Annotated in this window: 15 protein-coding genes and 1 pseudogene; 8 read left to right on the forward strand and 8 right to left on the reverse strand. The window is 60.1% G+C overall.

All coding sequences use genetic code 11. The annotated features are described in order from the left end of the window. Nucleotides 1-2: 2 nt before the first annotated feature. From Q7C20_RS20585 to Q7C20_RS20595, 3 genes are read right to left on the reverse strand one after another with little or no spacing between them, the layout of a single operon-like run. Nucleotides 3-329 carry a DUF3325 domain-containing protein gene (locus Q7C20_RS20585; protein ID WP_375069845.1) on the reverse strand — a complete coding sequence of 109 codons (327 nt, stop codon included), beginning with the start codon at nt 327-329 and terminating at the stop codon, nt 3-5. Then, entirely contained in the window at nt 330-1,904 is a 1,575-nt protein-coding gene (locus tag Q7C20_RS20590) for a PepSY-associated TM helix domain-containing protein (protein WP_375069847.1), read from the reverse strand. Further along, a complete protein-coding gene (locus Q7C20_RS20595; RefSeq protein WP_375069848.1) occupies nt 1,901-2,203 on the reverse strand; it encodes a DUF3649 domain-containing protein in 303 nt (100 codons plus the stop codon). Before Q7C20_RS20595 ends, Q7C20_RS20590 begins: the two co-directional genes overlap by 4 nt. A 170-nt stretch (nt 2,204-2,373) precedes the next feature. Here Q7C20_RS20595 and Q7C20_RS20600 point away from each other — a divergent pair, with 170 nt between their 5' ends. The 3 genes from Q7C20_RS20600 to fecA all read left to right on the forward strand — a co-directional run bounded on the left by Q7C20_RS20600 (nt 2,374) and on the right by fecA (nt 6,227). Further along, the gene (locus Q7C20_RS20600) at nt 2,374-2,862 is read left to right on the forward strand and encodes a sigma-70 family RNA polymerase sigma factor (protein ID WP_375069849.1); all 489 of its coding nucleotides are present in this window, start codon (nt 2,374-2,376) and stop codon (nt 2,860-2,862) included. Beyond that, entirely contained in the window at nt 2,859-3,800 is a 942-nt protein-coding gene (locus Q7C20_RS20605; RefSeq protein WP_375069850.1) for a FecR domain-containing protein, read from the forward strand. Before Q7C20_RS20600 ends, Q7C20_RS20605 begins: the two co-directional genes overlap by 4 nt. Nucleotides 3,801-3,890: 90 nt before the next feature. Beyond that, the gene (gene fecA, locus Q7C20_RS20610; RefSeq protein WP_375069852.1) at nt 3,891-6,227 is read left to right on the forward strand and encodes a TonB-dependent Fe(3+) dicitrate receptor FecA; all 2,337 of its coding nucleotides are present in this window, start codon (nt 3,891-3,893) and stop codon (nt 6,225-6,227) included. A 58-nt stretch (nt 6,228-6,285) separates the two neighbouring features. Here fecA and Q7C20_RS20615 read toward each other — a convergent pair whose 3' ends face one another. Further along, nucleotides 6,286-7,158, reverse strand: a complete 873-nt coding sequence (locus Q7C20_RS20615; RefSeq protein WP_348057927.1) for a LysR family transcriptional regulator — start codon at nt 7,156-7,158, stop codon at nt 6,286-6,288. A 106-nt stretch (nt 7,159-7,264) separates the two neighbouring features. Here Q7C20_RS20615 and Q7C20_RS20620 point away from each other — a divergent pair, with 106 nt between their 5' ends. Further along, the gene (locus Q7C20_RS20620; RefSeq protein ID WP_375069853.1) at nt 7,265-8,776 is read left to right on the forward strand and encodes an MFS transporter; all 1,512 of its coding nucleotides are present in this window, start codon (nt 7,265-7,267) and stop codon (nt 8,774-8,776) included. A 59-nt stretch (nt 8,777-8,835) separates the two neighbouring features. On the opposite strand, the gene Q7C20_RS20625 is transcribed toward Q7C20_RS20620, so the two are convergent. Beyond that, a complete protein-coding gene (locus Q7C20_RS20625) occupies nt 8,836-9,246 on the reverse strand; it encodes an HPF/RaiA family ribosome-associated protein (protein ID WP_348057929.1) in 411 nt (136 codons plus the stop codon). A 212-nt stretch (nt 9,247-9,458) separates the two neighbouring features. Further along, entirely contained in the window at nt 9,459-10,406 is a 948-nt protein-coding gene (locus Q7C20_RS20630; RefSeq protein ID WP_348057930.1) for a LysR substrate-binding domain-containing protein, read from the reverse strand. A 137-nt stretch (nt 10,407-10,543) separates the two neighbouring features. Here Q7C20_RS20630 and Q7C20_RS20635 point away from each other — a divergent pair, with 137 nt between their 5' ends. The 3 genes from Q7C20_RS20635 to Q7C20_RS20645 all read left to right on the forward strand — a co-directional run bounded on the left by Q7C20_RS20635 (nt 10,544) and on the right by Q7C20_RS20645 (nt 13,860). Beyond that, nucleotides 10,544-11,920 (forward strand): L-serine ammonia-lyase, encoded by a 1,377-nt coding sequence (locus Q7C20_RS20635; RefSeq protein WP_348057932.1) that lies wholly within the window; start codon nt 10,544-10,546, stop codon nt 11,918-11,920. A 60-nt stretch (nt 11,921-11,980) separates the two neighbouring features. After that, a complete protein-coding gene (locus Q7C20_RS20640; RefSeq protein WP_375069855.1) occupies nt 11,981-13,267 on the forward strand; it encodes a serine/threonine transporter in 1,287 nt (428 codons plus the stop codon). Between the two features lie 275 nt (nt 13,268-13,542). Next, a complete protein-coding gene (locus Q7C20_RS20645) occupies nt 13,543-13,860 on the forward strand; it encodes a DUF3509 domain-containing protein (RefSeq protein ID WP_375069856.1) in 318 nt (105 codons plus the stop codon). 8 nt (nt 13,861-13,868) lie between these two features. Here the strand turns inward: Q7C20_RS20645 and Q7C20_RS20650 are convergent. Then, a pseudogene (locus Q7C20_RS20650) lies at nt 13,869-13,949 on the reverse strand (phosphate-starvation-inducible protein PsiE); the annotation flags it as partial. A 145-nt stretch (nt 13,950-14,094) separates the two neighbouring features. Between Q7C20_RS20650 and Q7C20_RS20655 the strand changes: the two are divergent. After that, nucleotides 14,095-15,228 carry a lactonase family protein gene (locus tag Q7C20_RS20655; RefSeq protein WP_375069857.1) on the forward strand — a complete coding sequence of 378 codons (1,134 nt, stop codon included), beginning with the start codon at nt 14,095-14,097 and terminating at the stop codon, nt 15,226-15,228. A 268-nt stretch (nt 15,229-15,496) separates the two neighbouring features. On the opposite strand, the gene Q7C20_RS20660 is transcribed toward Q7C20_RS20655, so the two are convergent. Then, the gene (locus Q7C20_RS20660; protein ID WP_348057940.1) at nt 15,497-15,946 is read right to left on the reverse strand and encodes a phosphate-starvation-inducible PsiE family protein; all 450 of its coding nucleotides are present in this window, start codon (nt 15,944-15,946) and stop codon (nt 15,497-15,499) included. Nucleotides 15,947-16,462 lie beyond the last annotated feature (516 nt).

The raw sequence follows: 16,462 nt of genomic DNA on the forward strand, positions 1-16,462 counted from the left end.
ACTCAGGAGAAGGCGAAGGCCGCAACAGGGCTGGCGAGCAAGCTAACGCCTGCCAGGATCAAGGCCAGCCTGGGCCGGTACGGCAACAGCAACACCAACAGCAGCGCGCTGAGCATCAGCACGGCGCACCACTCCACCAGTCCCTGGCCCCATCCGGTGGCGGCGACGGCGGGCCAGATCGACACGCTCAACAGCAGCCAACCGGCGACGCGCAGGCTCAAGCGCCGACGCGGTGAAGGTTTGCTGCGCAGTAACTCGCCATGGTGACGGTCGGTGGACAGGCACAGTGCGCAAAAACCGGCGTAGCACATCAGCGACGCGAGGAGCATTCAGTGGGCCTCCTGCTTTAGCGCCAAACCACGCGCACGGGCGGCCTGGGGTTGCGGCACCGTGCGGCGTTGCATCTTCCAGGCTGCCCACATGAGAAACAGCCCGCTGGCGAGGCACGTCAGGTCGAAGCCGGCCATGGCCCAGTCGCCCTTGGCGAGTGACACGCCCAGATGTTGCGAGGTGGTCAGCGCGTTCAGCAGCGGGATCGCGACAAACAGCAGCGCGCCAACACTCAATTGTTCGACCCAGGCCTGGCGGCCCCGACGCGACAGCGCATGCAGCCCACTCAACCCCCAGGCAATAAAGAAGACCTGCACTTCCCAGCCGGAGCGCTCGGCAAAGCTCACCGGCAGCAGGCGGTTAGCCCAGAAAAATGCGGCGATGGCGATCATCAGCCCGGTCATGCTGGCGATGTTCAGCACTTCCACCAGCCGCAATTCAAATGGCATCACGCCCGTTTTGGCGTGCTTGAGCTGACGTTTGCCGAGCCAAATCACCAGGCCGGTGCCGATCATCGCCGTACCTGCCAAGCCACAGATGAAGTACAGCCAACGCAGCACCGGGCCGGCGAAATGGCCCATGTGCAAGCCGTAAAAACTGCCGCCAATCGCTGCCGGTAGCGACTGCTCGCCACTGACCCGCAACACGTCGCCGGTGGTACCGCTGAATGACACGCTGCTGCCGAAATCATGCACCACCCGGTCGGAACCGGCGCGGACCACATTGACCGAGGCATTCACATCACTCGGGTTATTCACCACCAACCGCCCGACATGCCCGCCCGCCCATTGTTCGCGCGCTTGCTGATACATCGGCAGCAAGGGCAACAATTGCCCCGGCTGGCCGAGCGCGGGAAGGTTGTCTGTATTGGGAAACACCTCGTTGAAAAATGCGCGGCTGTCGTCGCCATACGAAGCGACGATGGGTGCGGGCATCACCATGCTCATGAAAATCACCAGGCTGCTGTAGGTGATCATCAAGTGGAACGGCAGCACCAGCACGCCGACGGCGTTGTGTCCGTCGAGCCAGGACCGCTGGCCCTTGCGAGGGCGGAAGGTGAAGAAGTCCTTGAAGATTTTTTTGTGGGTGATGATGCCTGTGATCAGCGCGATGAACATCACCATGGCGGCGATGGTCGACAGCCAGCGGCCCCACGGGTAGGGCATTTGCAGCTGGAAGTGGAAGCGGTAGAAGAAATCGCCGCCCATGCTTTCGCGGGCCTGCACCGGTTGAGCGGTGAGCGGGTCGAGGACTTTCTGAATGAAATTGCCGCGTTTGCCGGGGTCGACCTTGTCTTGCCACATCACCGACAGGCCGGGGTCTCGGCTGTCTGGCAAGGTGATAAACCAGCGCGCAGCATTGGGTGCCTGTTGCTGCAGATAGGTTTGGGCGGCAGCAAGACTGCGCGCGTCGTCCAATGGGTGCGCCTGCACTTCGGGCTGCATCCAGTGGGTAATTTCGTCCTTGAAATACGCCAGCGTGCCTGTCAGAAAAATCGCAAACAGCAGCCAGCCGAAGATCAATCCAGCCCAGGTGTGCAACCAGGCCATCGCCTGACGAAAGCCCTCTTTCATGTGCGCACCATCCAGTAACCCACGCCCGCCAGGGCCGCAAACAGCGCGCTCGGCAGCATCACGCCCCACCAGGCGCGCCACGCGGTGCGGCAAGCGAAGCACCAGATGACGGCGAGCAAATAGAACACAAACGAACTCATCATCCCGGTAATCACGGCGTCGGCGCGCGAAGTGGGCATCCACAGCGCCAGGCAAACGGCTGCCAGGGAAGCCATCAAATAGCCGCCGACCACGGCAGCCAACACGCGGGACGTGACGGCAAGGCGGTAAGCGGCGGGAAGTGAGGTTGTGCTTTTCATGCGGGCAGCGCCAGGTTCATCGGTGCGCAATATTAATGATAAATATTCTCATAAGCAAAAGAGAACGGATGAATCACCTGCCCTGGCGGATTGCCGAACCTTGTCTGGCACCCTACAATGCGAACAATTCTTGTTCTCTAAAGCATGCTATTGCTTATGGAGTGATCGCGTTGCATCCGTCAAACACCGTCGAAGTCTTGTATCAGGACCATCACCACTGGCTCACCGGCTGGTTGCGACGCAAGCTCGGCTGCCCGGAAAGCGCGGCCGACCTGGCCCAGGACACGTTCATCCGCGTGCTGACCGCGCGCGAAACCCCGACCTTGATCGAGCCGCGCGCTTTCCTCACCACAGTCGCCAAGCGCGTGTTGTTCAATTTTTACCGTCGCCAGGACCTGGAGCGCGCCTACCTCGATGCACTGGCGCAGATGCCCGAGCACGTGGCACCGTCGGAAGAAGAACGCGCGATCATCCTGCAAACCCTGGTAGAGCTGGACCAATTGCTCGACGGCTTGCCCGTTCAGGTCAAGCGCGCGTTCCTGCTGGCACAGCTCGATGGCCTGACCTACGCGCAAATCGGCACGGAACTCGGCATCTCCCTCGCCACCGTCAAACGCCACCTGAATAAAGCCGCCATGCGCTGCTACTTTGCCCTATGAATTTCTCCACGCAAGTCGCCGAACAAGCCGTGCACTGGCTGATGGAAATGCAGCAAGGCGCACTCAACCCGCGCCAGCAGGCGGCCTGGCAGCAATGGCTGACAGCGCACAGTGAGCACCAACGCGCGTGGGACCATATCCAGCGCGTCAATCAGCGCCTGCGCGGCATGCCCTCGCCGCTGGCGCATGCGGCGGTGAATGCGCCGAAGTCCAGCAGCCGGCGTCAGGCGTTGAAGCTGTTGCTGATCCTCGGCGCCGGTTCCGCCGCCGCCTGGGGTTTGCGCCAGCAACACGTTCTGCCGCCACTGACTGCCGATTACCGCAGCCCCGTCGGCCAGCGCCGCCGCGTACAACTGGCCGATGGCAGCCAGTTGCAGCTCAATACCGGCAGCGCGGTGGATGTGCATTTCGATGGCGAGCAGCGTTTGATCCGTCTGCTGGAAGGCGAAATCCTGCTGACCGCTCGCGCCGCACAGGCCCCCCTGAAAATCCTCACTGGCCAAGGTTTGCTCAGTAGCCAGGCGGCGCGACTGAATGTGCGCCAGTTCAACGACCATACCCAACTGGCCGTACTCGACGGCCATGTGGACGTCATGCCAAACAGCTACAACGGTTTGCCGCTCACCGTCGAAGCCTCGCGCCAGGTCAATTTCACCCGCAAGGGCTGGGACACTCCGCGCCCCACCGACGCCAACAGCGGCGCCTGGGCCGACGGCATGCTGGTGGCCGCGCATATGCGCCTGGAAGACTTTCTCAATGAGCTGGGCCGCTACCGCCGAGGCCAACTGCATTGCGACCCGCAGGTGGCAAATTTGCTGCTGTCCGGCAGTTACCCGCTGGATGACAGCGAGCGCATTCTCGACCTGTTGGAAGTGAGTTTGCCGGTCAAGGTTCGGCGCTTCACGCGCTACTGGGTGAGCGTCCAGGCACGCGTCTAAACTTTTTTAAAAAACACTGAGCCGTTTTCCAACCCTCGCGTGACAGAGAAGGAAAGCCACCTTGATCCTTCCTTCTCAGGACCGCCCTTCATGCCCCAGCCACCAACGCTTCTCGCCCGCACCTTGCGCCAACTACTGCTCGGCGCCAGCCTCAGCCTGACCGTGCTCTCGCCGGTGATGGCGGCCGACGCCAAGCCGTACCACATCGCGCCGACCTCGCTGGAAACAGCCCTGAACCAGTTTGGCCGCGAAGCCGGCGTACTGATTTCTTTCGGTTCAGAGGTCACGGCGGGCATGCAGAGCCCAGGGTTGTCAGGCAATTACAGCGCCGCTGAGGGCCTGCAAAAACTGCTCGAAGGCACTGGCCTGCAAGCTCGCGCCGAGGGCGAAAACGCTTACAGCCTGCAACCTGCAAACGCCCCGGCGACCCTCGAACTGCAAACCTCAAACGTGGTTGGCGACTGGCTCGGCGACGCTGCGCAAACCAACGTGTTCGAACACCCCGGCGCACGCGATGTGATCCGCCGCGACGAGTTCGAGCGCCAGGGCGCAACCCAGGCCCGCGATGTGCTCAACCGCATTCCCGGCGTCAACGCCCCGGACAACAACGGCACCGGCAGCCACGACATGGCGCTGAACTTCGGCATTCGCGGCCTCAATCCACGCCTGGCGTCGCGCTCCACCGTATTGATGGACGGCATCCCGGTGCCCTTCGCGCCTTACGGCCAGCCGCAGCTGTCGTTCGCGCCGATCAGCATGGGCAACATGGACGCAGTAGACGTGGTTCGCGGCGGCGGCGCGGTGCGCTACGGCCCGCAAAACGTCGGCGGCATTGTCAACTTCGTCACGCGCGCGATCCCGGATGCCCCCACCGTAAAAGGCGGCTTGCAGACCGAAACCAGCCCGTCTTCCAGCCACGACGGCTTCAAAACCACCGGCAACCTGCTGGCCGGCGGCACTGCCGACAACGGCCTGGGCGGCGCGATTTTGTACTCCGGCACCCGTGGCGGCGACTGGCGGGAAAACAGCAACACGCGCATCGACGATTTGATCCTCAAGGGCAAGTACCAGCTCGACGACGCCAACAGCTTTAACGCCATGGCGCAGTACTACGAAGGCCAGGCCGATATGCCCGGCGGCTTGAACGTCAAGGACTACAAGGCCGACCCCTATCAGTCCACCCGCGCCTACGACAAATTCTGGGGCCGCCGCACGATGTTCAACGCCGGTTACCGTTACCAGCAAGACCGTCGCGAATTCACTGCCAACACCTTCTTCACCACCACCTTGCGTAACGGCTACCTCGACCAGGGCAACTTCCTTTCGCTGTCGCCGCGCGAGTACTGGGTGCGCGGCCTCGAAACCCGTTTCGCTCAAGGCTTCGACCTTGGCCCGACCAGCCATGAAGTCGGCGTCGGCTACCGCTACATCAACGAAGCCGGGCATGAATTGCGCTACCGCACGCCGATCAGCGCCAACCAGCAACTGCCCGACACCAACAGCCGTAACGACCGCGACACCCGTGGCGCCACCGAAGCCAATGCATTTTTCGTCGACGACCGCATCGATATCGGCAAGTGGACCATCACCCCGGGCGTGCGCTACGAGATGATCGAGTCGCAGCAGACCAACAACCTGACAAACGTGAAGTACAAAGGCGACTACAACACCGCGCTGCCGGCGTTGAACGTGCTCTACCACCTCACCGAAGACTGGAACCTCTACGCCAACACCGAAGGCTCGTTCGGCAGCGTGCAGTACAGCCAGATGCCAAACCGCGTGACCAGCGGCGAAGTGAAACCGGAAAAGGCCCGCACCTGGGAACTCGGCACGCGCTATGACAACGGCACCTTGCGTGCGGAAATCGGCGCGTTCCTGATCAACTTCGACAACCAGTACGACAGCAACCAGACCAACGATACGGTGATCGCCCGTGGCGAAACCCGCCACCAGGGCATCGAGTCGAGCATCAATTACGCCCTCGATGGTTTAAGCCCGGGGCTGGCCGGTTTTGATGTGTACGCCACCTACGCCTACGTGGACGCAACCATCCGCGAAGACGGCCCGAACAAAGGCAACCGCGTGCCGTTTTCGTCCAAGCACAAAGGCACGCTCGGCGTGGGTTACACCGAAGGCCGCTGGAAACTCAACCTGGACAGCAGCTACCAGAGCAGCCAGTTTGCCGACAACGCCAACACACAGGCAGAAAGCGCTGACGGCAGCACGGGGCGCATTCCGGGCTATATGTTGTTCAGCAGCCGCGCAGCGTATGACTTCGGCCCGCAGCTGTCGGATTTGAACGTGGCGGTTGGGGTGAAAAACATCCTCAACAAGCAGTACTACACGCGCTCGTTTGACGATAACAACAAGGGCAAATACGTCGGCGAGCCGCGCACTGTGTACGTGCAAACGTCCATCGCATTTTAACTGACCTTATTTTGCAAATGCTGTAACCCCCTGTGGGAGCAGGCTTGCAGGTTGGGGTTTAACTGCCCGCCAGGCAGCTGGGAGTGGCCGCCACTAGCGCATCAATGGCGCAGCGCACTTTGGCTGGCATGTGCGCCGCCGTCGGCCAAATCACGTGGATCGGCGCGGGCTGTTCGCGGTAGCCGGGCAGTACCGCTTCCAGGCTCCCGCGCAGCACATAGTGCGCAATCAGCCAACTCGGCAACCAGGCCAGGCCAACGCCCGCAATCGCGGCGTCGGCTACGGCCTGGAGGTCGTCCAGCACCAAGGGCGATGTCACACACGAGCGGAACGCGGTATTGCTCCGGTAGGCAATACCTCGGTGGCCTGCGAGGTCATCGATGCTTTCAATCCGCCCAACACGCTGCAAATACGCCGGTGACGCGGCCAGGCCCACGGACTGCTCGCCCAGACGGCGCGCGCTCAGGCGGTCTGTGTCCGGGAGCGGGCCAATGCGCACCGCAACGTCAAAACCTTCCTGCGCCAGGTCTATCAGCCGGTCAGAAAACGAAATTTCGATCTCCAGTTCCGGGTAACGGTCCATCAAGCCCCACAAGGCAGGGGCGGCGTAATGGTGCCCAAACGCCAGTGGCAGGCTCGCCCTCAACCGACCGCGCGGCTGTTGCCGGCCACTTTCCAGCACCGATTCAGCGGCCTCAAGTTCTGCCAGTGCGCGCAAGCAATGTTCGTAGTACGCCTGCCCGTCTTCGGTCAGGCGCTGGCGCCGGGTAGAGCGCTGCAACAGGCAAGTGCCCAAGCGCGCTTCCAGTCGTGCCAAACCCTTGCCTACCGCAGAACGCGTGAGGTTTAGGCGTTCGGCAGCTTCGGTAAGGTTGCCGCTTTCGACGATCTGCAGAAAGAGCTCGACGCCGTCAAAACGTGGAGTGGCCATGATTTTATTGTCGCCTGTGATTCCCTCATCAGCGGAAAACTTATCACGAATAAAGAATCAGATTCCCCTGAAAATAAGCGTATACCCCCATCGACAGGAGAGTCCCATGCCACCCACCGCCGCAATCGCCACCGCCCGCCCTCCGCGCACCGCCACAGATGGCCTCGCGCTCACCGCCGTGTGCCTGGTGGCATTGATGTTCGGTCTGGAAATCTCCAGCGTGCCGGTCATCCTGCCGACGCTGGAGCAACAACTGGGCACGGGTTTCCAGGACGCCCAATGGATCATGAACGCCTACACCCTGGCCTGCACCAGCGTATTGATGGCGGCCGGCACATTGGCCGATCGCTTTGGCCGGCGGCGGATGCTGGTGGTGTGTTTGGGGGTATTTGGAGTGGCCTCACTGGCCTGTGGGCTGGCAAACGATGCGTCCACGCTGATCGCCGCGCGGTTTGTACAGGGCATCGGTGCCGGGGCGATGATGATTTGTCAGTTCGCGATTCTGTCGCACCGGTTTCGCGAACCGGCGGCGCGGGCGCGGGCCTTTGCAGTGTGGGGTGTAATCGCGGGTGTGGGGCTGGGTTTCGGGCCGATGGTAGGCGCATTGATTCTGGCGGTGGCGGACTGGCGCTGGGTGTTTCTGGTGCATGTGCCGCTGACCCTGTTCACCCTGGTGCTGCTGCGCATCAGCGTGACGGAATCACGCGACCCGGCGAGTCACCGCCTCGATATCGCAGGCATGCTGACGCTGACGCTGTCGGTGTTTGCGCTGGTGTACTTCATCACTCAAGGCTCAGAGAAGGGTTTCGCAACGCCGGCCATGCTGGGTTGGGCAGGTTTGGCGCTGGCCGCGTTGCTGCTGTTCATCGTTGTTGAGCGACGCAGCGCCCACCCGATGTTCGACTTTTGCGTGTTTCGCATCCAGCGTTTCAATGGCGCGCTGATGGGTTCGATCGGCATGAACTTCAGCTTCTGGCCGTTCATGATTTACTTGCCGCTCTACTTCCAGGCGGGGCTGGGCTACGACACCTTGACCACCGGCGGCGCACTGCTCGCCTACACCTTGCCGACGTTGCTGGTGCCGCCGCTGGCCGAACGCCTGGCCTTGCGCTATGGCGCCGAGCGCATCATTCCGCTGGGTTTGGGTTTGATGGGCGCGGGCTTTATGACCATGGCCGCCGCCAACGGCGTTGCGCATCCAAGCATCGTTTTAGTGCTGTTCAGTTGCGCGTTGGCGGGAGTGGGGCTGGCCCTGACCAACTCACCCACCACCAACACCACCACCGGCTCGGTATCGGCTGATCGCGCGGGCATGGCGTCGGGCATCGACCTCAGTGCGCGGTTGATCACGCTGGCGCTCAACATTGCGCTGATGGGGCTGGTGCTGTTGCTGGGGATCAGCCATCACCTTGCAAGCCTGCTACCCGAAACCAGCGCGCTGGAGTGGCCGGCGATAAGTCAGAATATTGCAGCAGGCAAACTGGATGCGTTGGGGTTGGCGCGTGAGGATGCCCGTGCAGCACTGCGTCACGGCGCCGGCTGGGCCATGCTGTTTGCGGGTTTGGGGGCGTGCGGGCTGGCGTTGATGAGCAGGTATTTCTTCCGTCGCAGCCGCTAAACGAAAAACGGGCCTGCGTGTGCAGGCCCGTCTTCATGGGGATGAAAAACTCTCAGCGATCAGCCGTTAAACACAGCGCGTTCTTTTTCAAGAAACTCCTGTTCAAGTTCGTCTTCATTCACTTTGGTGACCGGCAGGTTTTTCCCGGCAGCGCGTGGCTTGCCTTGCAGTCGGCCAAACAGATGTTCCAACGCGTGATCCAACTTGGTGGCGGCACCGTCGATCGCCTGTTCCAGGGTATCGGCTTTATGCAGCACCGAAACCGGCTGGTGACCCTTTGGCCGTGCTTCCAGGCGGCAACTTAAATCGTGGGGACCGGGCTTATCACCGTTCTCATCTTTGAGGTAGACCTCAACGCGGGTGAGGTCCTCTTCGTAACGTTCGAGCGTGCTTTCAATGGTAGTACGTACCCACTCCTCCAGTCGGATGCTGCTTTCAATATGGTTATCGCTATTGACTTGGATTTGCATAGTTTTTCCCTTATTTCAGCTAGCTCGCGAGAGGTCACGACTGCTTTACCAGGCAGGTAAAACCATGACCTCTTGATTACACAATTGGGCAGACCGCAAAACAATTCAACCCCTTTGCGAAGATAAATCACACATTACAAATTAAGTCTGACAACCATCAAACACGCTGTTATGGTCGGGAGTTGGGCACGCCTTCTTACACGCCCACTTCCCTACAATTGCCCCTCTCCGAGGGGGTGCAATCCACGAAAAATCTTCGCTTCTTCCACCAGCCAATCATGGACCGCCCGCACGCCTGGATGGTTCAGCGCACCTGGCGCATACAGCAACACATAGCGTTTATGGTTGGGCACGGCCAGGCCGAACGGCACGATCAAGGTGCCGCGCTCCAGTTCATCGTTGAGCAGCGTGCGCCGCGCGATGGCCACGCCCATGCCGGCGATGGCGGCTTCAATGGTCAGGTGGTTGCGATTGAAAGTGTGGCCGCGCCGAACGTCGGCGCCATGGTAGCCAATGGCATTCAGGTAAAACTCCCACTCGGCATACTCATAACTCCCACGCCAGGCGGTAATGTCGTGCAACAGCGGGAAATGCACCAGGTCGGCCGGGCCATGCAGCGGTGGCCTGCCGCGCAGCAGGCTCGGCGCGCACACCGGGAATATTTGCTCATCGAGCAAGGCTGTGGATAACAAGCCCGGGTAGCTGCCGTCGTTCAAGTCGATGGCCAGGTCAAAATCGCCCTCGTGCAGAGCAATACTGCTGTCTTCGGCAACCATGCGCAGCTGGATATCCGGAAAGCGTTGCTGCAACCGCGGCAAACGCGGGGTCAGCCACTTACCCAAAAACGACGGGATAGAACGCAGGCGCAAGGTTCCGCTGATCATGCCCGCGTCCAGCCGCTGCAACTCTGCATCAATGCTGCCGTACGCCTCTGCCACCGTTGTTGCCAGCCGCTGCCCTTCGGCGCTGAGTTCCACGCCGCGCGCGCGCCGATGGAACAACCGAAAGCCCAAACGCTCCTCCAACTGACGAATTTGCTGGCTCACCGCCCCCGGCGTGATGTGCAGCTCTTCGGCGCAGCGGGTGAACGACAAATGCCGCGCCGCACAGGAAAAAACGTGCAACCAGACGTACGTCTGGCCGTGGAGATGCCGGCTCATAGGGTTTAGTCCTGCTAAAGGGTGTCTTAGGATAATTCGTTGGTCAGTGCCGATCCAGAGGCTCAGTATCGCGCCAATTCCGCTTGCTCTACAAAACATGGCAGCGATTTCTACTCCATTGCTTGTAAGGCTTTAGCATGGCTATCAGTGTTTTTGATCTATTCAAAGTCGGCATCGGCCCGTCCAGCTCCCACACCGTCGGCCCGATGCGGGCGGCGGCGACCTTTGCCCAAGCACTGACAGACACACAGCTGCTCAGCCAGACCCGTCGCATTGAAGTGCGCTTATACGGCTCGCTGTCCGCCACCGGCGTCGGCCACGCGACCGACCGCGCCTGCGTGATGGGCCTGATGGGCGAATGGCCAGATCAGGTCGACCCAACCTCGATCAACGCCCGCATCCAGCAACTGCGCGAATCCGGCAGGCTGCTTCTGGCCGGCACTCATCACATCGCGTTCAACTGGCACACCGACCTCCTGCTGCTGGACGAAAGCCTGCCCTACCACCCCAACGCCATGTCCCTGCACGCCTACGGTGATAACGGACTGTTGAGTGAGCAAACGTATTACTCGGTGGGCGGCGGTTTCATCATAGAAGCTGCAGAAGCCGAGTCAGGCATTGCGCCCACCAGCACTGTGGAATTGCCCTACGACTTTTCCAGCGCCGCCGAACTGCTGGCCTTGTGCAATAAGCACGGCCTGCGGGTTTCCGAGCTGATGATGGCCAATGAACGTGCCTGGCGCAGCGATGAAGAAATCCGCAGCGGCCTGCTGCATATCTGGTCGGTGATGCGCGAATGCGTGGAACAAGGCCTGCGCGATGAGGGCATCCTGCCCGGCGGGCTGGATGTGCCGCGCCGCGCCGCGAAATTGCACCGCAGCTTGCTGGAAATCGGCAAACCGAATGTCATCACCTCGACCTTGTCGGCCATGGAATGGGTCAACCTGTTCGCCCTCGCCGTCAACGAAGAAAACGCCGCCGGCGGGCGCATGGTCACCGCGCCGACCAATGGCGCGGCCGGCATCATCCCGGCGGTGCTGCATTACTACATGAAATTCAACCCCGACGCGTCCGACGATGACGTGGTCAATTTCTTCCTGGCCGCGGCTGCCGTCGGCATTTTGTGCAAGAAGAACGCCTCGATCTCGGGCGCCGAAGTCGGTTGCCAGGGTGAAGTCGGTTCAGCCTGCGCCATGGCCGCTGCAGGGCTGGCGGACATCCTCGGTGCTACGCCTGAGCAACTGGAAAACGCCGCCGAAATCGGCCTGGAACACAACCTTGGCCTGACCTGCGACCCGGTCGGTGGCCTGGTGCAGGTGCCGTGCATCGAGCGCAACGCCATCGCCGCCGTCAAGGCGATCAACGCCACGCAAATGGCCCTGCGCGGTGACGGCAAACACTTCATTTCCCTCGACCGGGTGATCCGCACCATGCGCGACACCGGCGCCGACATGCACGACAAATACAAAGAAACTTCACGGGGCGGCCTGGCGGTCAGCTGGGTGGAGTGCTGACGAGCACTGCTACCCGCCCCACACGTGAGCCCGCGCAAAAATAATAACGAGGCAATACCGATGACCGATGTACGTACACCTGCTGCCGACAATCCTGCTACCGAAACGACCGCAACAACCGGCTGGACCAAGCACGACACCACCTGGATGCTGGGCCTCTACGGCACCGCCATCGGCGCAGGCACCCTGTTCCTGCCGATTAACGCCGGGGTCGGCGGCTTTTGGCCGCTGATCGTACTGGCGCTGCTGGCTTTCCCCATGACCTTCTTCGCTCACCGTGGGCTGACGCGCTTTGTGCTGTCGGGCACATCCGGTGACATCACCGAGGTGGTCGAAGAACACTTCGGCGTCGGCGCGGGCAAGCTGATCACCCTGCTCTACTTCTTCGCGATTTTCCCGATCCTGCTGGTGTACAGCGTCGCGCTGACCAACACGCTGAGCAGCTTTATGGAACACCAACTGCACATGGCGCCGCCGCCCCGCGCGATCCTGTCGCTGGTGCTGATTCTCGGCCTGATGGCAATTGTGCGTTGCGGCCAGGGCGTGATCGTCAAGGCCATGAGCGTGCTGGTCTACCCGTTCGTCGCGGCTCTGTTGTTGCTGGCGGTGAGCCTGGTGCCAAACTGGAACGGCGCCTTCTTCGCCTCCGCCAGCAAAGGCATGCCTCTGCCACTGTTCTTCAAAACCCTGTGGCTGGCGATCCCAGTGATGGTGTTCTCCTTTAACCACTCGCCGATCATTTCCGCCTTTGCCGTCGACCAGAAGCGCGTGTACGGCGCCGGAGCCGAGCGCAAAAGCAGCGGCATCCTCGCCACCGCCCACGGCATGATGGTGCTGACCGTCATGTTCTTCTGCTTCAGCTGCGTGCTGGCGCTGTCACCGGCTGATCTGGCCGCGGCCAAGGCGCAGAACATCTCGATCCTGTCGTACCTGGCCAACCACTTCCAGACGCCGGTGATCGCCTACGCTGCGCCGTTGATTGCCTTGGTGGCCATCACCAAATCCTTCCTCGGCCACTACATCGGCGCCAGCGAAGGCTTCCAGGGTTTGATCGTCAAATCCCTGCGCGGGCGTAACCGCAGCCTGTCGGCCAAATGGCTGGAACGCAGCACCGCACTGTTCATGGTGCTGACCTGCTGGGCCGTGGCCACCTTCAACCCAAGCATCCTGGGGATGATCGAAACCATGGGCGGGCCGATCATCGCGTGCCTGCTGTTTTTGATGCCGATGTACGCCATCCACCGCGTGCCCGCGCTGCGCCAGTATTCAGGGCAGGCGTCGAATGTGTTTGTGGTGGTAATCGGGCTGATTGCGCTGTCTGCGATCGTTTTTTCCGTGCTGCCCTGAAATAGACCACCGACCTCAAGCACAATACAAAAAATGTGGGAGCGGGCTTGCTCGCGAATACGGTGTATCAGCCAATAAATACTCGGCTGAGGGACCGCATTCGCGAGCAAGCCCGCTCCCACATTGGATTTCAGCGTCTGGAAGGTTGCTGTACGGCACGGCCCTTGCTGTACAGCTTCTGAGGGAAACGGAATTTGGCCGGTGGTCAGGAGACGCGAACCAATCCCGACACCGGTCGTCAATGACTGCATGTTCTTATCAGGCGGTAACGCACTATGGACAATCCTTTTCAGATCATCACCGACACGTTCACGCCCACTTACCGTGTCAACTTAAGCATCCAGCGGCTGGATGGCAGCATCATGCTCACCCTCTCGAATGAGGATGGCGTGGTGGCCAAGCGCATGATCAGCGCCGAGCAACGCAACGATCCGCAACGGCTCAAACGCCTGGTGCAAAGCATTCAATTCGGCATTGCCATTGAGCAGGGTCACAGCGCCATGGAGATCCTGGCGGTGATGACCGACGGCGACAGCCATAAACTCCTGCAGCCACCACCCGCCCGCCCCCTGCCCTTCAGCATCGGGCTTTAAAGCTCGTCCTACTTGGTCTCCAGGCTCGCCTCGCCCTTGCGACGCGGGCCTTCGATTTTCACCGAAGGGAACGCCGACGGGGTGTGGCGCTGAACAACCCGTTCTTTCTTCCGATAGGAAGGGCCGTATCGCACGTTCGGCAACGTATCAAATCCGGCCAAAAAACAAATATTGCCGTGCTCCAATTCAAGTCATACGATAACTGATCACAAACATAAAAATAAAAGGATCACCATGAATAAGCCCCTTTTCCTGGCCGCCGTCTGTGCCTGCGGTATCAGTGTTCAAGCCGCGGCCGCAACCTTCGCGTATATCTCCAGCCCCGGCGACGGTCTGATTTCCCAGTACAGTCTTGATGAAAGCAACGGTGCATTGAAGCTGGTTGACCAAGTCAACGCTGGCGACCAGGTCAACCCCATGGCTCTTGGCCCGGACGGGAAAACCTTGTTCGCGGCCTTGCGCGTCAAGCCGTTTCAGGTTCAGGGGTTCAGCATTGATCAGGCGAGTGGGCGCTTGACGCCGCAGTCCAAAGCACCGTTGGCCGAAAGCATGGCCTACCTGGCCACCGACCGCGCAGGGCATTATCTGCTGGCAGCGTCCTACGGTGCCGACACACTCACCGTGCAGGCCATCGAAAACGCCGAGCAGCCTTCGGACAAAATCCTCACCTACAAGACAGGCCCGCATGCGCACTCGCTGCGCACCGATCCAACCAATCGCTTTGCGTACTCCGGCAACTTGGGGGCGGACCATGTGTTGCAATATCGCTTCAATGCCAAAACCGGTGCGCTTACACCTATCGGCAGTGGCTACGTCAGTGTTCCGGCCAACACCGGGCCACGGCATTTGGCCTTTTCGGCGAACGGCAAATACCTCTATGTGGTCGGTGAAATGAGCGGTACTGTCACCGCGTTTTCCATCGAAGGCAGCACGGGTGCGTTGACGCAGATTGGCGTGGCCAATGGCATTCCCGAACGTTTGAAATTGGCCCACGGCGAAGTGCGTGATGCGCGCAACAATGACCTGAAAGACGACCCCACGCCGCGCATTTGGGCGGCTGACCTGCGCATCTCACCGGATGGTAAGCTGCTGCTGATGAGTGAGCGCACCAGCAGTTCTGTGTCGGCTTTTGCGGTGGACAAGGCCACCGGCGGTCTGCGCTTTCTCGACAACTACCCGGTAGAAGAGAAACAGCCTCGCAATATAGCGTTTTCACCCAATGGGAAATGGTTACTGGTGACCGGCGAGAAAAGCGAAAAAGTCGGCACCTATGCGGTCAGCGATAAAGGTGTTTTGAAACGTGTAGGGGAAGCCCCATCGGGCAAAGGTGCGCTTTGGATTGAAGTCCTGCACACCTCGGCCAAATAAACCTAAACCTAGCCGAAACCGTGGGGCGTTATCACTGAAGCTTGGCTGCCTCTGCTCAAGGTGTGCGCCGCGCAGATTAACGCCCCCGTACCAGCATTACCTGTGCTGGTTTTTTACGGTTTTAAAGGCAGCCCTTTCAAGGTCTTTGGAAATCTGTCTGGTAGGGCGAACACGATCCCTGTGGCGAGCGGGCTTGTCGCCTGTTCTGTCTAAAGACCTTGAAAGAGTTGGGTTTTAAAGGTCGTGCAGTCTTGCGTAGGCAACTGAGTCAATTCTCAGACTTGTCTTTTACGGATGGAAATCTAGAAGACGAAAATCTAACGACCAGAATCGCAAATGCCAAGAGAAGCACTCCTCCACACACGTAAATAATCCCAAGGTCTGGTGCGTTGTGATGCGATACATCGCTAATCAACAGCCTAATCAGCGCCGTCACGCCTATATAGAGCAAGAACCGCAGAGGCATATGATTTGTCTTAAAATATATGCCTGACATTGCCAACAGCTCTAAATATATGAAGAGCAATAAGATGTCATCAACGCTGATTTTCTCTTGCCCGAGCATCCCGATGAATGCGCTGATCGCTGCCCAAATCGTAATCAGAGCGATGCCAAAAAGAGCGAGGTAGTGGAACGCCTCAACTACTAAATTCCCAAGCGAATCCGCCCCGCCATGAAGGCTTTTTCGCAGCCTCTCTATTCCACGTATGTCGTTCATTGCTCACACCCCTACCATCAAAAAAACTACCTGGCTGGCTAAAGCGCGCCAAAGCTCAGCAAGCATAAGGATTTAGCCCCTTTTGTGCCCAAAATAAATGTTCGTAACGGGTAGGTGAACAGCAGCAAGATGCCATCGATCTTGATGTGGCCGTTCTCCAGCCCCCCCAGAAATCCATCACCGCCGCCCACGCGGTCACCGCACCAATGGCGCACAGCGCCAGTTAGTGGAACGTCTCCACGATCAGATTGCCCAGCGACTCGGCCAGCCCGGATAGTGCGGGTTGGACGTGACGGTTGTCCTGCATGCAGAAAAAAGGCCAGGAAGTGAGAAATCAGATGACGGCCACGCGACATGAGGCACAGTCGTTCACGCAAACGCACTCCTGTGGCAAAGGAGCTTGCTCCCCCTGGGCTCAGGCCGCTGACTGCGTTTGAGGTGCTCTGCCGGCTATTTCTCGGCTACATTAAAAAGCTGCTACCCAAATCCCGTGGTTTGGCTTATCCTTTTCGCTGT

The sequence above is a fragment of the Pseudomonas sp. AMR01 genome (genome assembly GCF_041946035.1).
Taxonomy (GTDB): Bacteria; Pseudomonadota; Gammaproteobacteria; order Pseudomonadales; family Pseudomonadaceae; genus Aquipseudomonas; species Aquipseudomonas antarctica_B.

Bases quoted from the DNA above. Each gene is read 5' to 3' on its own strand.
- Q7C20_RS20585 (WP_375069845.1), bottom strand. From the start codon at position 329: ATGCTCCTCGCGTCGCTGATGTGCTACGCCGGTTTTTGCGCACTGTGC.
- Q7C20_RS20590 (WP_375069847.1), bottom strand. From the start codon at position 1,904: ATGAAAGAGGGCTTTCGTCAGGCGATGGCCTGGTTGCACACCTGGGCT.
- Q7C20_RS20595 (WP_375069848.1), bottom strand. From the start codon at position 2,203: ATGAAAAGCACAACCTCACTTCCCGCCGCTTACCGCCTTGCCGTCACG.
- Q7C20_RS20605 (WP_375069850.1), top strand. From the start codon at position 2,859: ATGAATTTCTCCACGCAAGTCGCCGAACAAGCCGTGCACTGGCTGATG.
- fecA (WP_375069852.1), top strand. From the start codon at position 3,891: ATGCCCCAGCCACCAACGCTTCTCGCCCGCACCTTGCGCCAACTACTG.
- Q7C20_RS20615 (WP_348057927.1), bottom strand. From the start codon at position 7,158: ATGGCCACTCCACGTTTTGACGGCGTCGAGCTCTTTCTGCAGATCGTC.
- Q7C20_RS20620 (WP_375069853.1), top strand. From the start codon at position 7,265: ATGCCACCCACCGCCGCAATCGCCACCGCCCGCCCTCCGCGCACCGCC.
- Q7C20_RS20625 (WP_348057929.1), bottom strand. From the start codon at position 9,246: ATGCAAATCCAAGTCAATAGCGATAACCATATTGAAAGCAGCATCCGA.
- Q7C20_RS20630 (WP_348057930.1), bottom strand. From the start codon at position 10,406: ATGAGCCGGCATCTCCACGGCCAGACGTACGTCTGGTTGCACGTTTTT.
- Q7C20_RS20635 (WP_348057932.1), top strand. From the start codon at position 10,544: ATGGCTATCAGTGTTTTTGATCTATTCAAAGTCGGCATCGGCCCGTCC.
- Q7C20_RS20640 (WP_375069855.1), top strand. From the start codon at position 11,981: ATGACCGATGTACGTACACCTGCTGCCGACAATCCTGCTACCGAAACG.
- Q7C20_RS20645 (WP_375069856.1), top strand. From the start codon at position 13,543: ATGGACAATCCTTTTCAGATCATCACCGACACGTTCACGCCCACTTAC.
- Q7C20_RS20655 (WP_375069857.1), top strand. From the start codon at position 14,095: ATGAATAAGCCCCTTTTCCTGGCCGCCGTCTGTGCCTGCGGTATCAGT.
- Q7C20_RS20660 (WP_348057940.1), bottom strand. From the start codon at position 15,946: ATGAACGACATACGTGGAATAGAGAGGCTGCGAAAAAGCCTTCATGGC.